Below are 20,236 nucleotides of genomic sequence, written 5' to 3'. Positions count from 1 at the left end.
TTATATTCAAAAGTTTTTGGTTAATACGGCGGGCTTTTCTAAAAACGATTCGACCACCATTACCATGATAGCCCTGTTTGTGTTTATGATAGCCCACCCCATAGCGGGGGTAATAAGCGACAGGGTGGGACGTAAAAAAATGATGATTATTTATGGTGTGCTCAGTATGGTAACTACTTACCCTATTATGATGGCGCTGGGTACCACGCATAATTTTGTGACCGCAGTACTGCTGATTACGCTGGCCTTAATTATATTAAGTTTGTGTACCTCTATTTCGGCTATTATTAAGGCAGAATTGTTTCCGGCTAACGTACGCTCGTTAGGGGTAAGCTTTCCGTATGCCCTGGCTGTTGCCATTTTTGGCGGCACAGCCGAGTCGGTTGCTCTGGGCTTTAAACAGGCCGGGCATGCTAATTATTTCTTTTGGTATATAACGGCATGTTCTGTGGTTTCATTAATAGTGAGCTTTAGCTTGCCTAATATGGACAGGTTCTCTAAAATGGATGAAGAGTTAAAATAATTTAGTATATTAGTGCTGATATAAAACCAGTTATGAAAATATCTATTGTCTCTATCCCCGTTACGGACCAAGCCCGTGCTAAAGAATTTTACATTAAATTTGGTTTCCAGGTGCTTGTAGATGCACCCATGGGCGGCAGCCAGCGTTGGATACAACTTACTTTACCCGGTGCCGAAACCACCATTGCGCTGGTTAATTGGTTTGATGATATGCCCGCAGGCAGCGTTAGGGGGATGGTAATAAGTATAGATAATATAGAAGATAAAATTAAAGAATTGAATGCCCAAGGCATTGAGGTTGCGCCTGTTGAAACCACGCCATGGGGTAGGTTTGCCGCAGTTAAAGACCCTGACGGTAATACACTGAGCCTGCATCAGGAATAAGCCCGGGTAACAAAAAAAGGACAGATGCTCTCACCCATCTGTCCCCCACATTAAGTTAACTAAGCTAAAAACTCAATCATTTATAGCAGTAATAGTTAAGTTCTTCCATTCTCCGCCAGAACCATTACCCACCCAGAACCCAATCCGGGTGCCATTTAGCCTGGCCAGTTGCTGCACTACCAGTGCAGGTTTAGTATTATGATTTACATAAACGCTAATTGTTACGCCCTTTACTATAATTTTTGCATGGAACCAATTATTAGGGTCGGGAGCGGGAGCGATAGGCTGCTCATATTTGTTGGGGAATTTTTCGCGAAGTAAAGGCCAGTCGTACCCCGGCAGGCTGATGTATTGTACCGAATGCGATCTTCGTACCGGATCGTCTGCCCTGAAATTAAACGGTCGGAAATAAACAACATCATAAGTAAGGCTATCAACAGCATGCAAAGCCATGCCTACAAAACTTTGCTGTAATACGTCTTTACCCTTTATATCAAACTCAATGGTACCATTTTTAAATGCCGTTCCGGTTATCCAGGCAATACCGGCATCGGGCTGTTCGTCCATATGGATAACGGGTTCGGGAGCTTTAAGCACGCTGCTATGGCGGTTATAGGTGCTGATCTTTTTTTCTTGTTCTAGTTTTAAAAGATCAACCTTAACCGTAGTTTGTGCCATGCTGGCCAAAGCAGTGAAGAAAAGGATTGTAAATAAAGCCGGAGTTTTTAATAGCATAGCAATTACTTTTAAGGCCTGTGTCGCTATTGTATTGTACAATGGTAGTGCCATTGCTAAAAGCTGCCTTTAGCTGTAATCTGAAGCATTATGTACGTTTTAGGTGTGCGAAAACGGACGGTAACACGTACGGTTTTAAACAGGGAATAATAGATAAACCAGGCACGCTAAAAATTTATAACTGGTTTACACCCTACTACTAGCAGATGACAGTTTAAGCCACATGTTATTGCTGTATCCCATAAGTACCTTCCAGATGGTTTCGCCAGTTTTAGCATTTAAGGTATACATGTGGCTATCTTGTCGCCATATAGCCGCTCTATTTTGCACGATTGCATGAAATAGTTGTAGTTAGGCACAGTGATATCAGGCAACGCGTTAAAGCGTTGTTAGGCGGTATACTTTCATCAGCAGATGGAGTGTGTTTGGTATCTAAGCATGCCTCTTATGCAAAAATGCAGGTATCTGTTATGCTTTATAGCAGATATCCGCATTTTTAAGAATGGCAAATTTTAACTATAAAACAATACTGGCTATCGCTGTTTGCAATGCAGTATCTTTCAGGTTAGGGTAGGCAGAACCTTCTACCCTGAAAACCGTTAGGTCTGTCATCCCCATAAAGCCTAAAACGCTTTTAAGGTAAGGAGCAACAAAATCATAACCTTGCATTGGCCCGTTGCTGTAAATAGCGCCCGATGCCAGGGCAATATATACCTTTTTGCCTTTAACCAAACCTTCGGGGCCGTTTTCGTCATATTTAAAAGTAACGCCTGCGCGGGCAATATGGTCTATCCAGGCTTTAAGTGCCGATGGTATGCCGAAGTTGTAAAGCGGGGCATCAATTACAATTACATCTGCCTCCATAATTTCGGCAATAGCTTCGTCAGAGTGTTTAATGGCCTCTGCAAGTTCTGGTGTATGCTGTTCGGCCGGGGTGTAAAATGAGGTTAAATGCGCTTCTTCCAGATGTGGAAATCGTTTTGTAACCAGGTTGGTTTCTGTAACCGTACTGCCGGGGTTAGCTTCTTTAACTTTTGCTATAATGGCATTACCCAGTTTAATACTAAATGAGGCATCACCTTTGGGGCTTGAGATGATATGAAGGATCTTTTTCATTTGATTTGAAATTTAATTTATTGATGTTTTGTTAATTGATTATGGATTATTGAGGCATAGCAAGTCCATCGTTATATTTTTTAACTGGCAATGGTACACAGGTGCTTGCAGGCATCGGTAACCTCAAGTTTTATTGTACAGTTGTTTTACGTTGCTTATGGTAAGTGATGTAAGAAACTATTAACAGAATAAGAAAGATGAGCGGCATTAGACGGTTAGGCACAGGATCGCCGGAGGCCGAATGTGCTATAAAAGCCGAAACAAATGTGATAGCGAAGCCTGCGTAAGCCCATTCTTTTATCCGTGCGGTAAGCGGGACGAGGAGTAAAATAGCGCCTGTTATTTTGCCTATGGCCAGTTCTATCCTGAAGTAATCCGGGTAACCCAAATGTTTAAAGGCGGCTGCCATGGCAGGTTGTGTTAAGTAGGCCGATGCCGAATACAGCATCATTAATGCTACAATTGCTGTGGTTATCCAGTACGTAATTTTGGTTGCTTTCATTTTTTTTAATGTTTAATGAGGCAAACTTAAGTACCTTTGCTATCTAAAAGATACTACTATCCTAAAGGATACCGGTATCCTTTAGGATAGTAATTACATTTGTATGGTTATGGAAACTGCAATAGAAATACACGATGACGAGGCCATAAGATGGGCTGAGCATAGCACCGAAGCCTGCACCGCAAGTATAGCAGGGGTACGTGATGCGCTGTATGTATTAAACGGAAAGTGGAAGTTACCGTTGATCGTATCCCTGTCAAACGGGCCATTGCGTTTCAAAGATATTCAACGTGCGTTGGGCGAGATTACGCCCAAGATCTTATCTAAAGAATTAAAAGAACTGGAACTGAATGAATTTGTGATTCGCAAAGTATATTCAACCACACCGGTTACCATAACTTACCAGTTAACACCGTATAGCCAGTCGCTGGATAGGGTGATGGTAGAGCTCAGAAACTGGGGCATTCAGCACAGGCAGCGGATAGTAGCCAGCAGAAAATCGGGTAGGTAATATTGGGTTGTCTGTTATTGGTTGTCGGGAAGTTTCATTTTTTTATATTTTAGACAACAGACAACATCTTATTTAAGTAAGTCTTCAATCAATATGCCATTGATCTTTAACCCACCGATATTACAATTAGAAATATCCAGGCCGCTAAGATTACAATTTGTTATGGCTGCCCCGCTGAGGTTGCAATTGGTTATTGTGGTGCCCGACAAATAACAATCGTCAAACCTTAATGGCTTTTGCTTAACATTGGCATCATAATTTGGATGGCCCTTTGGTGGCATACCAATGTTATGGATGTAAGCACCGCCAAGTTGGGCATTTTCAATTTCCAGGTCGCTTAAATTGGCATCGGTAATTTTGCAATTGGTCATGTTGACATCCATAAACAACAAATGTGTCGAAGATACCATTTTAAACTCCGAATGGTCTATGCGCGAGCGTTGCACGTCCAGTACTTTATTATCGTCTGTAATTGAAAGCTTTTCCATCTCTGATTATCCTGATTTATTTGGTTAAGTAAATCTATATAAATTTGTTTTGAATAGCCCTGATGCTTAGTTTTTTATATCGATTCTAAGAATGCTTTTCAAAAACATAGCCTATTGGGAAATGTATTTAATTACTTCAGTAGTTTTTTGTAATTTGGTATATAAGATAAACCTATGCCCCAAAATGTAAAATATTGGTTGTTAATAGTAATTATTATTGCCAAAGTTGAGGCTAAATCGATTTCCGGTTTATCAACTGATGAACTTAACATACAGATAGAAGCTAATTCTAGTGTATCCAATAACCATTTTAAGATAAATATCCGGAAGAAACACAATATTGTTAACATTGCTTACTCGATTTTGGATAGTATAAGATATTCAGCTTTACATAAGGATACAGCATACATGCGTATAATTGATGAATTTAAAAAAGGAAAAAGTATTAAGGATTCGGTAGCCAAAAAACTTTTTGATGATCTAGTGGAAAGAAATTCAGTTTACAAGCGCGATTTAATAGTAGCTAATTTAAAATCTGATAAGGCGTATGACCATTTGCTTGGCTTGATGATGACTTCAAGTAAAGAGGAACTTGAAAATAAGGAGCAAAATAAAAGTAGAATAATACTTGACGATACTTACGTTAAGTACACTGTAAATATATCATCACAAACAAAAATAGCATTGGCACATTCGCCCAGCCAAATATCTAATCCTTTATTGTATCAATTATTAACGCAAACGCTTAATCTTTGCCGGGAAAAGCACAGAAATAATTTTCTAGATAAGGGGTTGACATCGGGTTATTGAATTAGGCTAAGCTTTATTAATAGAGTTTTTGTCCTTTTTATCGGTATCTAACACTTTGTCTATTGCAGCTTTCAACGTAAATGAAAATACCGAACCAATACCCGGAGTACTGCGAACGCTGATAGTACCCTCATTGGCATCTATAAACTCTTTAGATACCAGCAAACCCAGGCTGGTGCCTTTTTCGTTGTATGTGCCGTTACTACTAATGTTGTTGAGGCTGAAAATAGTATTTAACCGATCTGGTGCAATGCCCACACCCGTATCTTCAACCGTAATAGTTGCTATATTGCGGTGCACATCAAAAAACGATTTAAGGGTTACCTGCCCGCTTACGCCGGTAAACTTAATAGCGTTTGAGATAAGGTTACGCAATACAAACTCAACATGGTCTTTATCTGCAATAAGGATCAGATCGTCTGAGATCTGATTTTTAATAGTGATACGTTTATAGTTGGCTGTACCTGCCAGTAACAGCATTACCCTTTCTACAATGGGTTTAACGGCAAATTCATTACGGTTAATGCGTACACCCTTAATTTGCATTTCGCCCCACTTAAGTAGCCCGGTTAGGGTTTCGAGGGCGGCTTTACTGGTTACCGATAATTCTGATACCATTTCTTTGCGGGTATCGGCAGGCAGGTCTTCGTCATCTATCAGCTCTAAAATATTAATAACAGATACAAACGGCGAGCGCAGGTCATGACCCAGTATAGAAAATAGCTTATCCTTTAATTGGTTAGACTGGTCAAGGTCGGCATTGGCATTTTGCAGTTTTTTATTAAGCATCCAACTGCGGTAATAAGAAAAACCAATAACCAGCAATACCAAAATTGCGCAGCCTGCAATAGCCATAATAATTTTACGCTCCAGCATCTGGTGAATGTTAATGTACCGCAGCTGTTGAACCTTTGCCCGGGATTTACTCAATTCATAATCGCCCTGCAAACTGGTAACCTGTTTCGACATTTCTTTGTAGAAATATTTATCGGCCAGGTTATACTCTTCATTCTTGGCATCCAGGGCGGCTTTATAGTCCCCCTTTTTGGTATAAAGCTCGGCAATGCTTTGTAATGCTTCTATTACCTGTTTGTAGGCTTGCCTGCCTTCGGCAAGTGTTTTGGCTTTGTAAAGGTAATTAAGGCTGGTATCTATATTAATATTTTGGTAACTGTTGGCCAGCCCGTTTAAGGTAAGCAGTTGGCGTATGTAATTGTGTATCTGTATCGCTTTTTTCAGCGCCTGCTTTTGCAGCTTGATAGAATATTCAGTATTACCTTCTTTGGCATAAATAGTAGCCAGGGTATTGGTAAGCGTAATATTGAGCCCCTGAAACTGTGGTATATTACTAAGGGCAATGCCTTTTAATAAATAATCCTTGGCTTCTTCCAGCATGCCGGTTTCGCGGTATATAACGCCAAAATCATTAAAAAGGTTAAGGGATAAATTAGATAGCGGGATACTGTTGTTAATGCTTTCGGCTATTTTAAAGTAATGCAGGGCTATATCGTATTTATGCTGCCCCATGTAGCCTTCGCCCAGGGTAAGGTTGGCTTCGAGCAGGCCGGCGGGGTCTTTAATCCGCTCGCTTAATTGCAGCGCCTTTAAAAAGAAAGCAATGGCCTTGTCGTAATTACCCTTTCGCAATTCTACAACACCCAGTCTAATAGTTACGGTAGCCATACCCTTGGTTTTACCGATAGCTTTGTACAGGTTATAGGCTTCGAGGTAGTTATTTTGCGATTCAACAAACTGGCCACGGTTATCATTAATCATCCCCAATTGGTTCAGCATCATGGCGCGGCCTGCTGTATCCTTATTACCCCGGGCTAATTTTAGCCCTTTATTTACATAAAACAGTGCCGAGTCTGGGTTTTCGTAACGATAAAAGCTGATGAGCTTATTATATTTCTCTATTTCAGGAACTTTCTTGGGAGGGTTTAATGCTGCCGTACCTTGTACCTTGGTTAAAGGAGCAGCAAATAAGATGATAATGAGTGAAAATATTAATCCGCACTTAGCCATAGTAATGCAGGGCAAAACCAATTTAATTAGGGTTACGCAAATATAATTTTTTATTATTTATTAATAAAGAGTAATGAATATTTTCGTTTCAATTAATTCATAATGCTTGTATTTGTTCTTAAATGCTTCATAATCAAATTGTTTTTAAGGCCGGGTGCAGATTATACTTGCCGGCGATTATTAAAATACAATAGCTTACATTTGTGCTAACGTTCTTTACAAAGAAAAATCTTCAGCAGCAGAGGTTTCCGGTTAGCGCCGGGACTAAGAAGGAACCGTGTGTAAATCACGGGCTGTCGCGCAACTGTAAGTAACACAAAAGGTTAAGCCAATAATGCCCATTGTTTCTATAAAAGAGATGAGAAGGGCGGCTTAATGTTACAAGCCAGGAGACTTGCCCCCGCTGTATTAAAGACCTATGCTTTCGCGATTTGAAGCAGTAGTCGGTGAACCCTAAAGTATGCAAACCTGTGGCTTAATGCCCTAGGTGTGCCTGCCTGTGTTTACTTCTACAACTATTTCCGAAAACATACCCAAAACGTAAGGAGCATTAATTAATCATTAATGTTTAACTAAAGTTTTAGCGTATGCTTAAAAACAACCTCGGCTACCCACGCATGGGCAGCCACCGACAACTTAAAAAAGCCTGTGAACAGTACTGGGCAGGCAAAATTGACAAAAAAGAGCTGCACCAGGCAGCCCGGAAGATCAAGGAAGAAAACTGGCAGTTACAACTCAATACCGGTATAGACCTGGTACCTTGTAACGACTTTAGTTTTTATGACCAAGTGTTGGATATGAGCCTTTTATTAGGCGCTATCCCGTCCCGTTACACACCGGTACTTACCGATGTAAAAACTAACGAGGAGATTGATCTGTATTTTGCCATGGCGCGCGGCTATCAAAAAGACGGCCTTGATATTACCGCCATGGAGATGACCAAGTGGTTTGATACCAATTACCATTACATCGTCCCCGAGTTTACAGCCGGTCAAAAGTTCAGGATCTTTTCCGAGAATATTTTCTCGGAGTTTAACCATGCCTGCCAAATCTGTGGTAAGGCTGCCAAACCAGTATTACTGGGCCCTGTATCATACCTGTTGGCCGGCAAAGAAAAAGAAGCCGGTTTCGAAAAAATTGACCTTATTAAAGCGCTGGTGCCGGTTTATATCGAGATCATCAATCGCCTTAAAAACTTCGGTGCCGAGTGGATTCAACTCGATGAGCCTTTCCTGGTGCTTGACCTGAGCAAGAAAGAAAAGCAGGCTTTTGAGTATGCTTATGCCGAAATAGCCAAAGCCTGTAAAGGTGTTAAGCTATTGGTTGCTACTTATTTTGATGCCCTGCTGGATAACAGCCAGCTGGCAGTTAAACTGCCGGTTACCGCGCTGCATATCGATTTGGTACGTGCGCCGGAGCAACTGGATGAAGTTTTGGCTTTGATTCCGGCTGATCTCATCCTTTCATTAGGTGTTATTGATGGCCGTAATGTTTGGAAAAACGATTTCATGAAATCAAGCATCCAAATTAACAGAGCAGTTGCCTGCCTGGGTGAGGAGCGTGTTATGATAGCACCTTCTTGCTCTTTACTGCACACACCATTTGATTTGGATCAGGAAACAGAAATCCAGCCGGAAATTAAGAACTGGATGGCTTTTGCTAAGCAAAAATTGGAAGAAGTGAATGCCTTGTTCCAAATAATTAGTGGCAATACCGAATTGTTGCATGCCAACCAAAAAGCCATTGATGGGCGCAGAAGTTCATCTTTAATCCATAAGGAAGCTGTTAAACAACGGGTAGCAACCATTACAGAAAACGATGCCAAACGCATAAGTGCTTTCCCGGTAAGGCAGCAGTTGCAGCAGCAGCGGTTTAAATTACCATTGTTCCCTACTACAACAATCGGTTCGTTTCCGCAAACAGATGAGATCCGCCAATTGCGTTCTAAATTTAAAAAAGGCGAACTAACCGTTGAGCAATACGACGAAGCCATTGAAAAAGCAACCATCGATGCCATCCGCTTGCAAGAGCAAATTGGCCTGGATGTACTGGTGCATGGCGAGTTTGAGCGTAATGACATGGTTGAATATTTTGGCGAACAGTTGGATGGGTACCTGTTTACCAAAAACGGATGGGTGCAAAGCTATGGTAGCCGTTGCGTTAAGCCACCGGTAATTTTTGGCGATGTAAGTCGCCCTAAGGATATGACTGTACGCTGGAGCCATTTTGCACAGCAACAAACAAGCCGCCCGATGAAGGGGATGCTTACCGGGCCAATCACAATTTTGCAATGGTCTTTCGTGCGCGATGATCAGCCACGGTCTGTTACCGCCAATCAGATTGCATTGGCTATTCGTGATGAGGTGGTAGCGTTGGAAACTGCCGGTATAGGCATTATCCAGATTGATGAACCCGCTATTCGCGAAGGGCTGCCCTTACGCAAAGCCAACTGGCCGGCTTACCTAAACTGGGCTGTTAAAGCCTTCCGTATTTCGGCCAGCGGTGTGCAGGATCAAACGCAGATCCACACCCATATGTGCTACAGCGAGTTTAATGATATTATCGAAAATATTGCCGCCATGGATGCCGATGTGATTACAATTGAAACATCGCGTTCGCAAATGGACTTGCTGAATGCTTTTGCCGATTTTGAGTATCCCAATGAAATTGGCCCCGGTGTGTATGACATCCACTCGCCCCGTGTACCAACTACCGAAGAGATGGTAAGCCTGCTTGAAAAAGCTGCCACCCTGCTGCCTGCTCAAAACATTTGGGTAAATCCTGATTGCGGCTTAAAAACCCGCCATTGGCCCGAAACATTAGCAGCTCTGCAAAACATGGTTGCTGCTGCTAAGCAGGCACGCGCCAATTTGAAAGAGCCTCAGACCCTATAACGTACCTAAAGAAAGTTTATGCCAATGCCGTGCTGAAAAGCGCGGCATTTTTTGTTTACGGCTTTGTTACAAAAGATTATGTATGCTATTGCATTGTATAATGTGTCATAAAGACAATATTATAATAATTAAATATTGCGGGAAGCAAAAAAATTAATTACATTGCTTACTGGTGATTATAATTACAAGATTACTTTACTATTCTAACGATCTTATAAGCCCTGCAGATCGATCTGGAACTGATTCATCTAGTGCATTATTAAATTAAAAAATTAATAAAAAAAGTAAGACCTTTTTACCATAATATAATGCCGAACTTTAAACTTATCACGCCAGGATATGGAAAAGCCAACAAAATCAGACGATAAGATCCTTACTAAAAAAGAAGCGGTGCGGGAAAAAATAGAACGGGTTAAACACGCGGTGGCTTTAATTAATGCTAACAAAGAGGTTGCCCTGCAAAAAATAGATAAAGATAAACGCGCTGCCGAATTGGTAATAGCCAATAAGGAAGTTGCTTATGAAAAGGTAGAAAAGGGGAAGCGTGCCGCCGAATTGGTAATAGCCAACAAAGAAGTTGCCTTTGAAAAGATAGAAAAGAGAAAACGCGCCGCCGAACTCGTGATAGCCAACAAAGAAGTAGCCTATGAAAAAGTAGAAAAAAAGAAGCGCGCCGCCGAATTGCTAATAGCTAACAAAGAACTTGTTTTTCAAAATGCTGAGAAGGAAAAACTTGCTGCAGAGTTAATCATCGCCAATAAAGAACTTACTTTTCAGAATGGGGAGAAAGAAAAACGCGCCGCCGAATTAATTATAGCTAACCAGGAACTCACCTTTCAGAATACAGAAAAAGAGAAGCGTGCTGCCGAGTTAATTGTAGCCAACCACGAACTGGCTTTTCAGAACACCGAGAAAGAAAAACGCGCTGCCGAACTAATTATCGCTAATAAAGAACTGCGGTTTCAAAACCTGGAAAAAGAGAAGCGTGCTGCCGAATTGATTGTGGCCAATCACGAATTGGCCTTTCAGAATGCCGAGAAAGAGAAGCGTGCAGCCGAGCTTGTAGTTGCCAATAAAGAGTTAAGGTTTCAAAATATCGAAAAGGAAAAACGCGCAGCAGAATTAATTTTGGCCAACCACGAATTGGCCTTTCAAAATACGGAGAAAGGAAATCGTGCCGCAGAATTAGTGCTGGCTAATAAAGAGCTGGCTTTTCAAAATACAGAGAAAGGTAACCGGGCAGCAGAGTTGGTTATTGCTAATGAAGAGTTAACCTTTCAAAACACAGAGAAAGAACACCGCGCAGCCGAACTGGCCGTTGCCAATATTGAATTGACTTTCCAGAACACAGAAAAAGAAAACCGTGCAGCCGAATTGGCTATTGCTAACAACGAACTGGCTTTTCAAAATACAGAAAAAGAACTTCGTGCTGCAGAATTGGTAATTGCCAATTGCGAACTGGCGTTTCAAAATGCCGAGAAAGAAAACCGCGCGGCTGAGCTGGTAATTGCTAATAAAGAGTTAACTTTTCAGGGTGAAGAAAAAGAAAAGCGTGCCGACGAATTGAACCTTGCCTATCATGAACTAAAAAAAGCCGAAGAATATTTAAAGGAATATATAGAAGGCCTGGAAGAGATGATGTTTATCACTTCGCATAAGGTAAGGCAGCCTGTAGCCAATATTTTGGGCCTTACCAGTATGCTCGATCAGTTTATGAATTCGCCGGAGAATTTGAAAAAAATGATTGACTACCTGCAGGTTTCGGCCATCTCGCTCGATGGTTTTACCAAAGAACTTACTTTGTTTATTAGTGATCTGGAACAAAAAGGCCGTACTAATACCTCTTTTGGAGATTATGAGACTTACAATGCACACCTGCGTATATAGCAACTAAGAATTTGATACGCTCATGATATGTTTATATAATTTATGGTATAGTTTTACCTTAAATTACTAAATGGCTAAAAACAGGATAAATACCGACGATCTTTCCTTTAAGCAACGCCTTTCTGCATTAAGTAATTTGCCGCAGTTTTTTAAGCTGGTATGGCAAAGCAGCCCGTGGAAAACCTCCCTTAGTTTTATATTACGTATTATCCGCTCGGCTATGCCGGTAGCCTTGCTGTATGTGGGTAAGCTGATTGTTGACGAAGTGGTACACCTAAACAGCCATGGCGCAGGCAATGCGGATCATCATTACATATGGCAGTTGGTGGGTATTGAGTTTGGGTTAGCTATCCTCACAGATGGTTTAAACCGAATGATTAACCTGTTGGATAGTTTGCTGGGCGATCAGTTCTCTAACTATACCTCCATCCAGATCATGAAGCATGCCACCACGCTTGACCTGGACCAGTTTGAAGATTCTGTATTTTATGATAAGCTGGAACGTGCCCGGCAGCAAACCATAGGCCGTACCGTGCTGCTCTCGCAGGTAATGAGCCAGATACAGGATATGATTTCTATGGCTTTTTTAATTACCGGCTTACTGGCTTTTAATCCCTGGCTTATTTTGCTTTTGCTCATCGCTATTTTACCCGCTTTTTTAGGCGAATCGCATTTTAATAATCAAAGTTACGCCCTTACCCGTGGCCAAACCCCCGAACGCCGCGAATTGGATTATCTGCGTTTTTTAGGAGCCAGTGACGAAACTGCTAAAGAGGTTAAAACTTTCGGCCTGGCAGATTTTGTGATCAACCGTTTTACCACCCTATCCAATAAGTTTTATACCGATAATACCAAGTTGGCCGTAAGCCGCTCGGTATGGGGTACTTTCTTTTCTGTGCTGGGTACAGTGGGTTATTATGCGGCTTATGTGTTTATCATTATCCGTACGGTAAGCGGCAACATGTCTGTAGGTGATCTTACCTTCCTGGCAGGCTCTTTCAGGCAATTACGTTCGCTGATGGAAGGTATCTTAACACGTTTTACAGCAGTATCGCAGGGAGCAATATACCTCAATGATTTCCTGGAGTTCTTCGATATTAAACCCCGCATTGTTGTTGCCGAAAAACCATTACCTTTTCCAGATCCTATTAAACAAGGATTTACGTTTGAGGACGTTGGCTTCCGTTACCATAATGCCGAAAGCTGGGCCAACAGGCACCTTAACTTTACCCTGCACCCCGGCGAAAAGCTGGCATTGGTAGGCGAAAACGGCGCAGGTAAAACCACACTGGTAAAATTATTAGCCCGTTTATATGACCCAACCGAAGGCCGCATCTTATTAGATGGTGCAGATATCCGCGAGTATGCCATTGAAGACCTGCGTCACCATACCGGGGTTATCTTTCAGGATTATCTGCGCTACCAGATGAGCTTGTCGCAAAATATTGCCGTGGGTAATATTAACGAGATTGATAACATGCTCCTCATTAAAAAGGCTGCGCATGAAAGTTTGGCTGATGCATTGGCCGAAAAACTACCTCATCAGTACGATCAATGGCTGGGACGCCGCTTTAACGATGGGGTAGAACTATCGGGGGGCGAATGGCAAAAGGTGGCCCTGGCGCGTGCCTATATGAAAGATGCCCAACTGTTGATTTTGGATGAACCTACTGCTGCCTTAGATGCCCGTGCAGAGTACGAGGTGTTTCAGCGTTTTGCAGAACTTACCAAGGGTAAATCGGCGGTGTTGATCTCGCATCGGTTCTCGACTGCACGCCTCGCCGACCGCATCCTGGTGCTCGAAAAAGGAACTATTTTGGAGATTGGTACTCACGAAGAATTATTGGCCCGTGATGGCCGCTATGCCGAGTTATTTAAACTACAGGCAGCAGGGTATCAATAATTAGCCAATTTGTTGAAGCTCCTGGCTTAAGTGAGGTTAATGGATGCTTCGTATATTTCGCAGTCTAATTTGCCCAATGCTTATCATCGCCCATATTACGCCCAAACTTGTAAAGCCTACTCCGTAGGCCATTTTGCCATTATATATCAAAACCAAGCCTGCAATAAGGAACATTAAACCGATTGTAAAAAATGCCTTTAATGTCTTCTTGTTCATTTACTGCAAGTTACCAAATAACTTAATTAAAATATAGGCAGTAATTAATTGCCGGTAAAATAATTTGGTTTACCTATTTTGGCAGAATAATATAACCGGCAATTCAATAGCAACACAAAATGGCAACAGAAATAACAATAGGAGCAACAGTTAATGCACCCGTAGAGGTAGTTTGGGAGTATTGGACAGGCCCCGAGCACATTACCCAATGGAACAGCGCTTCGCCGGACTGGCACACCACAAAAGCCGAAAACGATTTGCGTGCCGGTGGTAAATTCCTTTCGCGTATGGAGGCTAAGGACGGTAGTTTTGGTTTCGATTTTGGGGGTGTTTATGATGAAGTAATACCTAATAAGCTCATCAGTTATACCCTGGGTGATGGCAGAAAGGCAAAAATCACTTTTACAGATGAAGACGAGGAAACTCAAATAACAACCGTTTTCGATGCCGAAAATCAAAACTCAATAGAAATGCAAAAAAGCGGCTGGCAAGCCATTCTGGATAACTTTAAAAAGTACACCGAAGCAAACTAAAATCAGCCGCTACAATACATCTATTACTATTACTATGACTTTACGAAAAATACTTGCGGTTTTAATTTGCCTGCTGCTTTTAAATGGCTTAACAAATGCGCAAACTGTTGAACAAAAACCATTAGCCCAACTACAACAGCAATTTGTTGATTTGCGGTTCGGGATGTTTATACATTTTAACATCCCCACCTATATGAACCAGGACTGGCCCGATCCGGATGCGCCGGCCTCAGCTTTTAATCCAAAGAAATTAAACTGCGATCAGTGGGCTAAAGCGGCAAAATCTGCCAATATGAGTTATGGTTGCTTAACAACTAAGCACCATAGCGGTTTTTGTATTTGGGATACCAAAACCACCGACTACAACGTAATGAACAGCCCGCTAAAACGCGATGTGGTTAAGGAATATGTAAATGCTTTTCGTGCTAACGGATTAAAGGTGATGTTGTACTATTCTATATTGGATACCCACCATCGCTTGCGTCCGCATCAAATTCAGCCTAAGCACATTGAGATGGTTAAGGCGCAAATTACGGAGCTTTTAAGTAATTATGGCCCTATCGAAGCATTGATTATTGATGGCTGGGATGCCCCATGGTCGAGGATTAGTTATGATGATATCCCGTTCGAGGATATTTATCTGCTGGTAAAAAAGCTACAGCCTAATTGCTTGCTGATGGATCTTAACGGTGCCAAATATCCCGGTGAGGGCCTGTATTACAGCGATATAAAAACATATGAGATGGGAGCTGGGCAAAGGATTTCGAAAGAAAGCAACCATATGCCTGCGCTGGCTTGTTTGCCTATCAACAGCGCCTGGTTCTGGAAAACAGATTTCCCGGCCACGCCGGTTAAGGATATTCCTAAGCTGGTTAACGAAACTTTAATTCCGCTAAATAATGCCCGTTGTAATTTTATCCTCAATGTAGCGCCCAACCGCGATGGGGTAATTGATGACAATGCCATTGCCGGTTTAAAGCAAATAGGCAGCATGTGGAAAAACGAAGGCCCCGTTGCTAAGTTGCCGCCCTTGGATGCACCTATTATTTCATCAAACCTCGCCAAAAATCAACCCTCAATTTCTAGCTGGAGTGATGATATGAATATTATGGATTTTGCCAATGATGATGATTTCGGTAGCTCGTGGATTTCAAATTCAACAGTTAAAAATCCTTTTTATGAAGTAGATTTTACACGCGAGCAAGCTTTTAACACCATTGTTATTGCCGAGCAGAAAGCTAATATTAAAAACTACCGTTTGGAGTATTTTGCCGAAGGACAATGGCACACCTTGCTAAGCGGCGATAATGCTACCAAAATAAAAGTACACCGGTTTAACAGGGTATGGGGTAACAAAGTTAGGGTATGGATTGATGGCTACAACAGCCAGCCTTCTATAGCCGAATTTCAGGTTTATAACGAGAGGCGATAATTATACGGCAAATAACTGCCCCATATCTTTAAAGGCTTTAAACTCCAGCGCGTTGCCAGATGGGTCAAGAAAAAACATAGTGGCCTGTTCGCCGGGCTTGCCGGCAAAACGGATGCCCGGTTCTATAATAAATTGTACACCATGGCTCCGTAATTTTGCCTCCAGATTGTGCCATGCATCCCATTCCAGCACCACGCCGTAATGAGGGATAGGCACATCATGGCCATCGACCGGGTTAAAGTGATGTTCTGTTTCGGTTTTAGGCCTTGGTTTAAGGTGTATCACAAACTGATGCCCAAATAAATTAAAGTCTACCCATTGGTCGCTGCTTCGCCCTTCGGCACAGCTTAACACTTCGCGGTAAAACTCGCGGGCTTGTTGCAGGTCATACACAGGTACCGCAACGTGGAAAGGGGTTAACTGATGCATAGTTTGATTTTACAGTATCACTTATTCGGGTTTATTTAAGCCTAAAATACATATTATTTGCAGGTAAGCTGTCCTTAAAGTCTAAATGATGGGCGAAAAACTAGCGGAATAACATCGGTTTCGTGTAACAATTGTGGTGTTCAATTTGGTGCAGGCGCTTATATTTATGCTGTTAGTCAGGCCGTTTGCAAATGAGTAAAAGCTAACTAAAAGGGTTTAATCACGGTAAATAGTGTCATTTATAAATATTTGCTGCAAACATTATCAAATTATTTATGTTTGAAATTCAAATCACTTAATATAGATGGACAAATTTAATGAACTGAAAGAACTGATCGCTTCGATAGAAGCAGATGCAGAGAGCTTTTATAGCAAAGGAAACAAAGCGGCTGGTACTCGTGTTAGAACCGGTTTTCAAAAAGTAAAAAACCTGGCGCAAGAAATTCGTCAAGGTGTTACTGATCTGAAAAATAAAGAGAAATAAGAATTTGTTTTTCTATAAAAAAGCCTTCCGATTTATCGGAGGGCTTTTTTGTTGGTGTATACCAACAGCCTTTTCTGTAACTTTATGTGTGCAAGCCGGGTTTAACATACACAATACCATGGCCATGAGCCATCTTTTTGATCTGTTAATAGTGTTCATGAGGGTGTGTGCTTAGTCTCGAATTGTATAAGTGGGCACTAGCTATCAATAAACCGCCTGCAGGCAAAAAAAGCCATTCGTAATATGGGTTAATCAACATCTTGCCAATAAAAATCACCATAAATCCTGTAGTTAATATAACAAGTGGCCAGATTTGCTTGTGCTTTCGCTGCGAAGTAGTTAAAGAGGTATAGCCTATTAACAGCGAAGCAGCAATGATTAATGCTTCGAAATAGTTATTAGCCAAAAAGCCAAGGCCTATTAAAGGGAGTAGGGTAATAACTAAAGGTAGTAACGCGCAATGTATGGCACATAGAATGGATACGCATATGCCTGCAACATCCATTTTATTACTGGTATTCTTAAACATAGTACAAAGATAATTTTAATTGCAACTTAGTTGCAATTAAAATTATAATACTTAGTTTTGTATCATATATCTGATACATGCTTAACAAGAAATTACCCGTAACCGTGCTGAGTGGATTTTTAGGAAGCGGCAAAACAACGCTGCTGAACCACATTTTGCACAATAAAAATGATTTGAAAGTTGCCGTCATTGTTAATGACATGAGCGAGGTTAACATTGATGCCCAACTGGTGGCAAATGAACATACCTTATCGCGTACCGACGAAAAACTGGTAGAGATGAGCAACGGCTGTATTTGCTGCACCCTGCGCGAAGATTTGATGATAGAGGTAGAGCGACTGGCTAAAGAAAATAGGTTTGATTATTTGCTGATTGAGAGTACCGGCATCTCTGAACCCATCCCGGTAGCACAAACTTTTACTTATGCTGATGATAATCAGGGTATAGACCTCAGCCGTTTTAGTACCCTGGATACCATGGTTACCGTGGTTGACTGCTTTAACTTTTTTAAGGATTATGTGAGCAATGAAAAATTGCTGGACAGAAACCTAACCGACGATGTAGCCGACCAACGGGCTATTGTTAATTTGCTCACCGACCAGATTGAGTTTGCCAATGTGATCATTCTTAATAAAACAGATCTGATATTACCGAACGATCTTGGCTTGTTGAAGGAGTATATCCACAAGTTAAACCCCGAAGCCGAGTTGATAGAAAGTGAGTTTAGTAAAGTACCGCTGGATAGAATTTTAAACACCGGTAAATTTGATTTTGATAAAGCATCACAAGCCGCCGGGTGGATCAAGGAACTGGAGGGGCATCATACCTCAGAAACAGAAGAATATGGCATCGGTTCTATTGTTTTTCGTTCACAAAAGCCGTTTCATCCCGAAAGATTGTGGCGGTATTTAAATGAGGAGTACCCCAATAATATCATCAGAGCCAAAGGTATGTTCTGGCTGGCCTCGCGGCGCAATGAAGCGCTTAACTTCTCGCAGGCAGGCGGCTCATTAAAGGTAGACTATGCCGGCGTTTGGTGGGCATCTATGCCGTACAAGGAAAGGATAGTGAACGGCGATTTTGCCTTTAACCAGCAACAGATAGAAGCACGTTGGTCTGCCCTTTATGGCGATAGAATAAACGAACTGGTGTTTATAGGGCAGGATATAGACAAAGTACAGATTACCTCCGATCTGGAAAGTTGTTTGATCACCAACGTGGAGAAGATCATGTACGAGCAGCAGTTTGAGTTTGAAGACCCCTTTAAAGCAATATTGTAATGGCGTTGGATAACAACTACGATGTAATTATTATTGGCGGCAGTTACGCAGGCCTGCAAGCCGCCTTAACGCTTGGCCGGGCTTTACGTAAAGTATTGATTATTGATAGTGGCGAACCCTGTAACCGGCAAACCCCGCACTCACATAATTTTTTAACGAGGGATGGAGAGACACCTGGGGCTATTGCAGCCAAAGCTAGGGAGCAGTTAGCGCAATATACCACAGTCAGTTTTTTTGAAGATAGGGCTGCTTATGGTATGCCTTATAATAATGGTTTTGAAATTGGCACATTATCCGGCCGGTTTTTTACGGCAGCCAAGCTGATTTTTGCATCAGGGATTAAAGATGTGATGCCAGAAATTACCGGCTTTGCCAAATGCTGGGGTATTTCGGTTTTGCATTGCCCGTATTGCCATGGCTATGAAGTTAGCAACCAGCCTACCGGGATACTGGCTAATGGAGATGCCGGTTTCGATTTTGCAAAACTCATCAGCAACTGGACTAATCATATCACACTGTTTACCAATGGAAAATCGTCTCTGAGCGAAGATCAGTTGATGAAGCTGAAAACTAAGCGTATTAAAGTTGTGGAAGCAGTGTTAAAAGAGATCATACACAAGGATGGGCAAATAAGCAGCGTATTATTTACAGATGGCAGTACTGTAGAAGTTTCGGTTTTATATGCCAGGTTACCATTTCATCAGCATTGCCATATACCGCAACAATTGAGTTGTCAGCTTACAGAAAGCGGTTTAATTAAGGCCGACGAATTTGGCCGCACAACAATACCGGGTTTGTACGCCGCAGGAGATTGCTTTACAGTTATGCGATCTGTGGCTTCTGCTGCGGCTACAGGCTCATTTGCAGCGGCTATGATTAATAAAGAATTAATTGATGCCGATTTTTAAAATAGGCAAAAGACACTTCCGGTGAGAAGTTAGTTAGTTTAGTTTAATTCATGCGGTTCTCTAGTAAAACAGGGAGCCGCTTTTTTATAGGTATAGGTATATGTATTGGCAGCAATAACAAAGCGACTAACCCAAAGGGTTAGTCGCTTTGTATAATTTGATTTTTTTATTATAGTGTAAACGTTAAACCAAGTGTAGTTTGTAATTCTGAGATCGGTTGCTTGGTTACAAATCTTCCGGCGGTATTATTGCGATTGTCATTGTCAATTTTGATGCCGTCAGAAGTAATATAATTTTCTTTCAATGCCAAGCCAATACATTTGGTTAGGCTATAGCGTAAACCAACGCTACCACCGTAAGCAAAAGCTGTAGCGGTTGAACTGTGCTGGGTAAAGGGATAGTCTTTATCATCATCAGTTAGCACTACGTCGATTTCTGGCGTCGAGAAACTTTTAATAATTCCTGCATTGGCGCGCAGGTCTACATACAACTTGTTAAACACAAATGTATATTGCGGACCAACCAACACGTTTAAGTTTTTGTAACGCTTGTTTGATGTTACAGCAGACTGATCTACCCCGAAACCATCGGTATAACCGGCAGAAAGGTTTTGCACATCGCTACTGTTTAGCTGGCCTTGATCCTGGT

General features: G+C 41.7%; 20 protein-coding genes and 1 riboswitch. Of the genes, 12 read left to right on the top strand and 8 right to left on the bottom strand.

What is annotated here, in order from left to right:
* On the top strand, nt 1-523 hold a 523-nt coding region (locus RG47T_RS26745), incomplete at its 5' end, for an MFS transporter (protein ID WP_253187520.1).
* A 32-nt stretch (nt 524-555) separates the two neighbouring features.
* Nucleotides 556-906, top strand: a complete 351-nt coding sequence (locus RG47T_RS13675) for a VOC family protein (protein ID WP_074489990.1) — start codon at nt 556-558, stop codon at nt 904-906.
* A gap of 72 nt (nt 907-978) precedes the next feature.
* Here RG47T_RS13675 and RG47T_RS13670 read toward each other — a convergent pair whose 3' ends face one another.
* The 3 genes from RG47T_RS13670 to RG47T_RS13660 all read right to left on the bottom strand — a co-directional run bounded on the left by RG47T_RS13670 (nt 979) and on the right by RG47T_RS13660 (nt 3,259).
* On the bottom strand, nt 979-1,695 hold the full coding sequence (locus RG47T_RS13670; RefSeq protein WP_139235773.1) for a hypothetical protein: 717 nt from the start codon (nt 1,693-1,695) through the stop codon (nt 979-981).
* 462 nt (nt 1,696-2,157) lie between these two features.
* Nucleotides 2,158-2,757: an FMN-dependent NADH-azoreductase gene (locus RG47T_RS13665; protein ID WP_074489988.1), complete on the bottom strand. Its 600-nt coding sequence runs from the start codon at nt 2,755-2,757 to the stop codon at nt 2,158-2,160.
* Between the two features lie 130 nt (nt 2,758-2,887).
* Entirely contained in the window at nt 2,888-3,259 is a 372-nt protein-coding gene (locus tag RG47T_RS13660; protein WP_074489987.1) for a DoxX family protein, read from the bottom strand.
* Between the two features lie 109 nt (nt 3,260-3,368).
* Here RG47T_RS13660 and RG47T_RS13655 point away from each other — a divergent pair, with 109 nt between their 5' ends.
* Nucleotides 3,369-3,770: a winged helix-turn-helix transcriptional regulator gene (locus RG47T_RS13655; RefSeq protein WP_074489986.1), complete on the top strand. Its 402-nt coding sequence runs from the start codon at nt 3,369-3,371 to the stop codon at nt 3,768-3,770.
* Between the two features lie 68 nt (nt 3,771-3,838).
* Here RG47T_RS13655 and RG47T_RS13650 read toward each other — a convergent pair whose 3' ends face one another.
* A complete protein-coding gene (locus RG47T_RS13650; protein WP_074489985.1) occupies nt 3,839-4,258 on the bottom strand; it encodes a pentapeptide repeat-containing protein in 420 nt (139 codons plus the stop codon).
* 174 nt (nt 4,259-4,432) lie between these two features.
* Between RG47T_RS13650 and RG47T_RS13645 the strand changes: the two genes are divergently transcribed.
* A complete protein-coding gene (locus RG47T_RS13645) occupies nt 4,433-5,068 on the top strand; it encodes a hypothetical protein (protein WP_074489984.1) in 636 nt (211 codons plus the stop codon).
* Between the two features lie 6 nt (nt 5,069-5,074).
* On the opposite strand, the gene RG47T_RS13640 is transcribed toward RG47T_RS13645, so the two are convergent.
* Nucleotides 5,075-7,093 (bottom strand): ATP-binding protein, encoded by a 2,019-nt coding sequence (locus RG47T_RS13640; RefSeq protein ID WP_074489983.1) that lies wholly within the window; start codon nt 7,091-7,093, stop codon nt 5,075-5,077.
* 225 nt (nt 7,094-7,318) lie between these two features.
* A riboswitch (cobalamin riboswitch) is annotated at nt 7,319-7,509 on the top strand.
* Between the two features lie 171 nt (nt 7,510-7,680).
* On the opposite strand from RG47T_RS13640, the gene metE reads away from it, so the two are divergent.
* From metE to RG47T_RS13605, 5 genes are all read left to right on the top strand, one after another.
* Entirely contained in the window at nt 7,681-9,987 is a 2,307-nt protein-coding gene (metE, locus tag RG47T_RS13635) for a 5-methyltetrahydropteroyltriglutamate--homocysteine S-methyltransferase (protein WP_074489982.1), read from the top strand.
* A 339-nt stretch (nt 9,988-10,326) separates the two neighbouring features.
* Nucleotides 10,327-11,874 (top strand): hypothetical protein, encoded by a 1,548-nt coding sequence (locus RG47T_RS26740; protein WP_245770873.1) that lies wholly within the window; start codon nt 10,327-10,329, stop codon nt 11,872-11,874.
* 70 nt (nt 11,875-11,944) lie between these two features.
* The gene (locus RG47T_RS13620) at nt 11,945-13,777 is read left to right on the top strand and encodes an ABC transporter ATP-binding protein (RefSeq protein ID WP_074489981.1); all 1,833 of its coding nucleotides are present in this window, start codon (nt 11,945-11,947) and stop codon (nt 13,775-13,777) included.
* A 335-nt stretch (nt 13,778-14,112) separates the two neighbouring features.
* The gene (locus RG47T_RS13610; protein ID WP_074489979.1) at nt 14,113-14,526 is read left to right on the top strand and encodes an SRPBCC family protein; all 414 of its coding nucleotides are present in this window, start codon (nt 14,113-14,115) and stop codon (nt 14,524-14,526) included.
* 34 nt (nt 14,527-14,560) lie between these two features.
* A complete protein-coding gene (locus RG47T_RS13605; RefSeq protein WP_074489978.1) occupies nt 14,561-15,958 on the top strand; it encodes an alpha-L-fucosidase in 1,398 nt (465 codons plus the stop codon).
* Here RG47T_RS13605 and RG47T_RS13600 read toward each other — a convergent pair whose 3' ends face one another.
* Nucleotides 15,959-16,387: a VOC family protein gene (locus RG47T_RS13600; protein ID WP_074489977.1), complete on the bottom strand. Its 429-nt coding sequence runs from the start codon at nt 16,385-16,387 to the stop codon at nt 15,959-15,961. It abuts the gene before it with no gap.
* 304 nt (nt 16,388-16,691) lie between these two features.
* On the opposite strand from RG47T_RS13600, the gene RG47T_RS13595 reads away from it, so the two are divergent.
* Nucleotides 16,692-16,871 carry a BF3379 family histone-like protein gene (locus RG47T_RS13595; protein WP_074489976.1) on the top strand — a complete coding sequence of 60 codons (180 nt, stop codon included), beginning with the start codon at nt 16,692-16,694 and terminating at the stop codon, nt 16,869-16,871.
* Nucleotides 16,872-17,016: 145 nt separating this feature from the next.
* Here RG47T_RS13595 and RG47T_RS13590 read toward each other — a convergent pair whose 3' ends face one another.
* Nucleotides 17,017-17,400, bottom strand: coding sequence for a MerC domain-containing protein (locus tag RG47T_RS13590; protein WP_074489975.1), 384 nt, complete (start codon nt 17,398-17,400; stop codon nt 17,017-17,019).
* Nucleotides 17,401-17,477: 77 nt separating this feature from the next.
* Here RG47T_RS13590 and RG47T_RS13585 point away from each other — a divergent pair, with 77 nt between their 5' ends.
* Together RG47T_RS13585 and RG47T_RS13580 are read left to right on the top strand one after the other, a co-directional pair.
* On the top strand, nt 17,478-18,680 hold the full coding sequence (locus tag RG47T_RS13585; RefSeq protein WP_074489974.1) for a GTP-binding protein: 1,203 nt from the start codon (nt 17,478-17,480) through the stop codon (nt 18,678-18,680).
* On the top strand, nt 18,680-19,588 hold the full coding sequence (locus tag RG47T_RS13580; RefSeq protein ID WP_074489973.1) for an NAD(P)/FAD-dependent oxidoreductase: 909 nt from the start codon (nt 18,680-18,682) through the stop codon (nt 19,586-19,588). Before RG47T_RS13585 ends, RG47T_RS13580 begins: the two co-directional genes overlap by 1 nt.
* Before the next feature lie 169 nt (nt 19,589-19,757).
* Here RG47T_RS13580 and RG47T_RS26420 read toward each other — a convergent pair.
* Nucleotides 19,758-20,236 (bottom strand): hypothetical protein (locus RG47T_RS26420; protein ID WP_216351058.1); only part of this gene is annotated, 479 nt, incomplete at its 5' end.

The organism is Mucilaginibacter polytrichastri, from assembly GCF_001911425.1.
Classification (GTDB): Bacteria; Bacteroidota; Bacteroidia; order Sphingobacteriales; family Sphingobacteriaceae; genus Mucilaginibacter; species Mucilaginibacter polytrichastri.
Note: the sequence above shows the minus strand (reverse complement) of the source record. Positions and strands in the feature narration are given on the sequence as shown.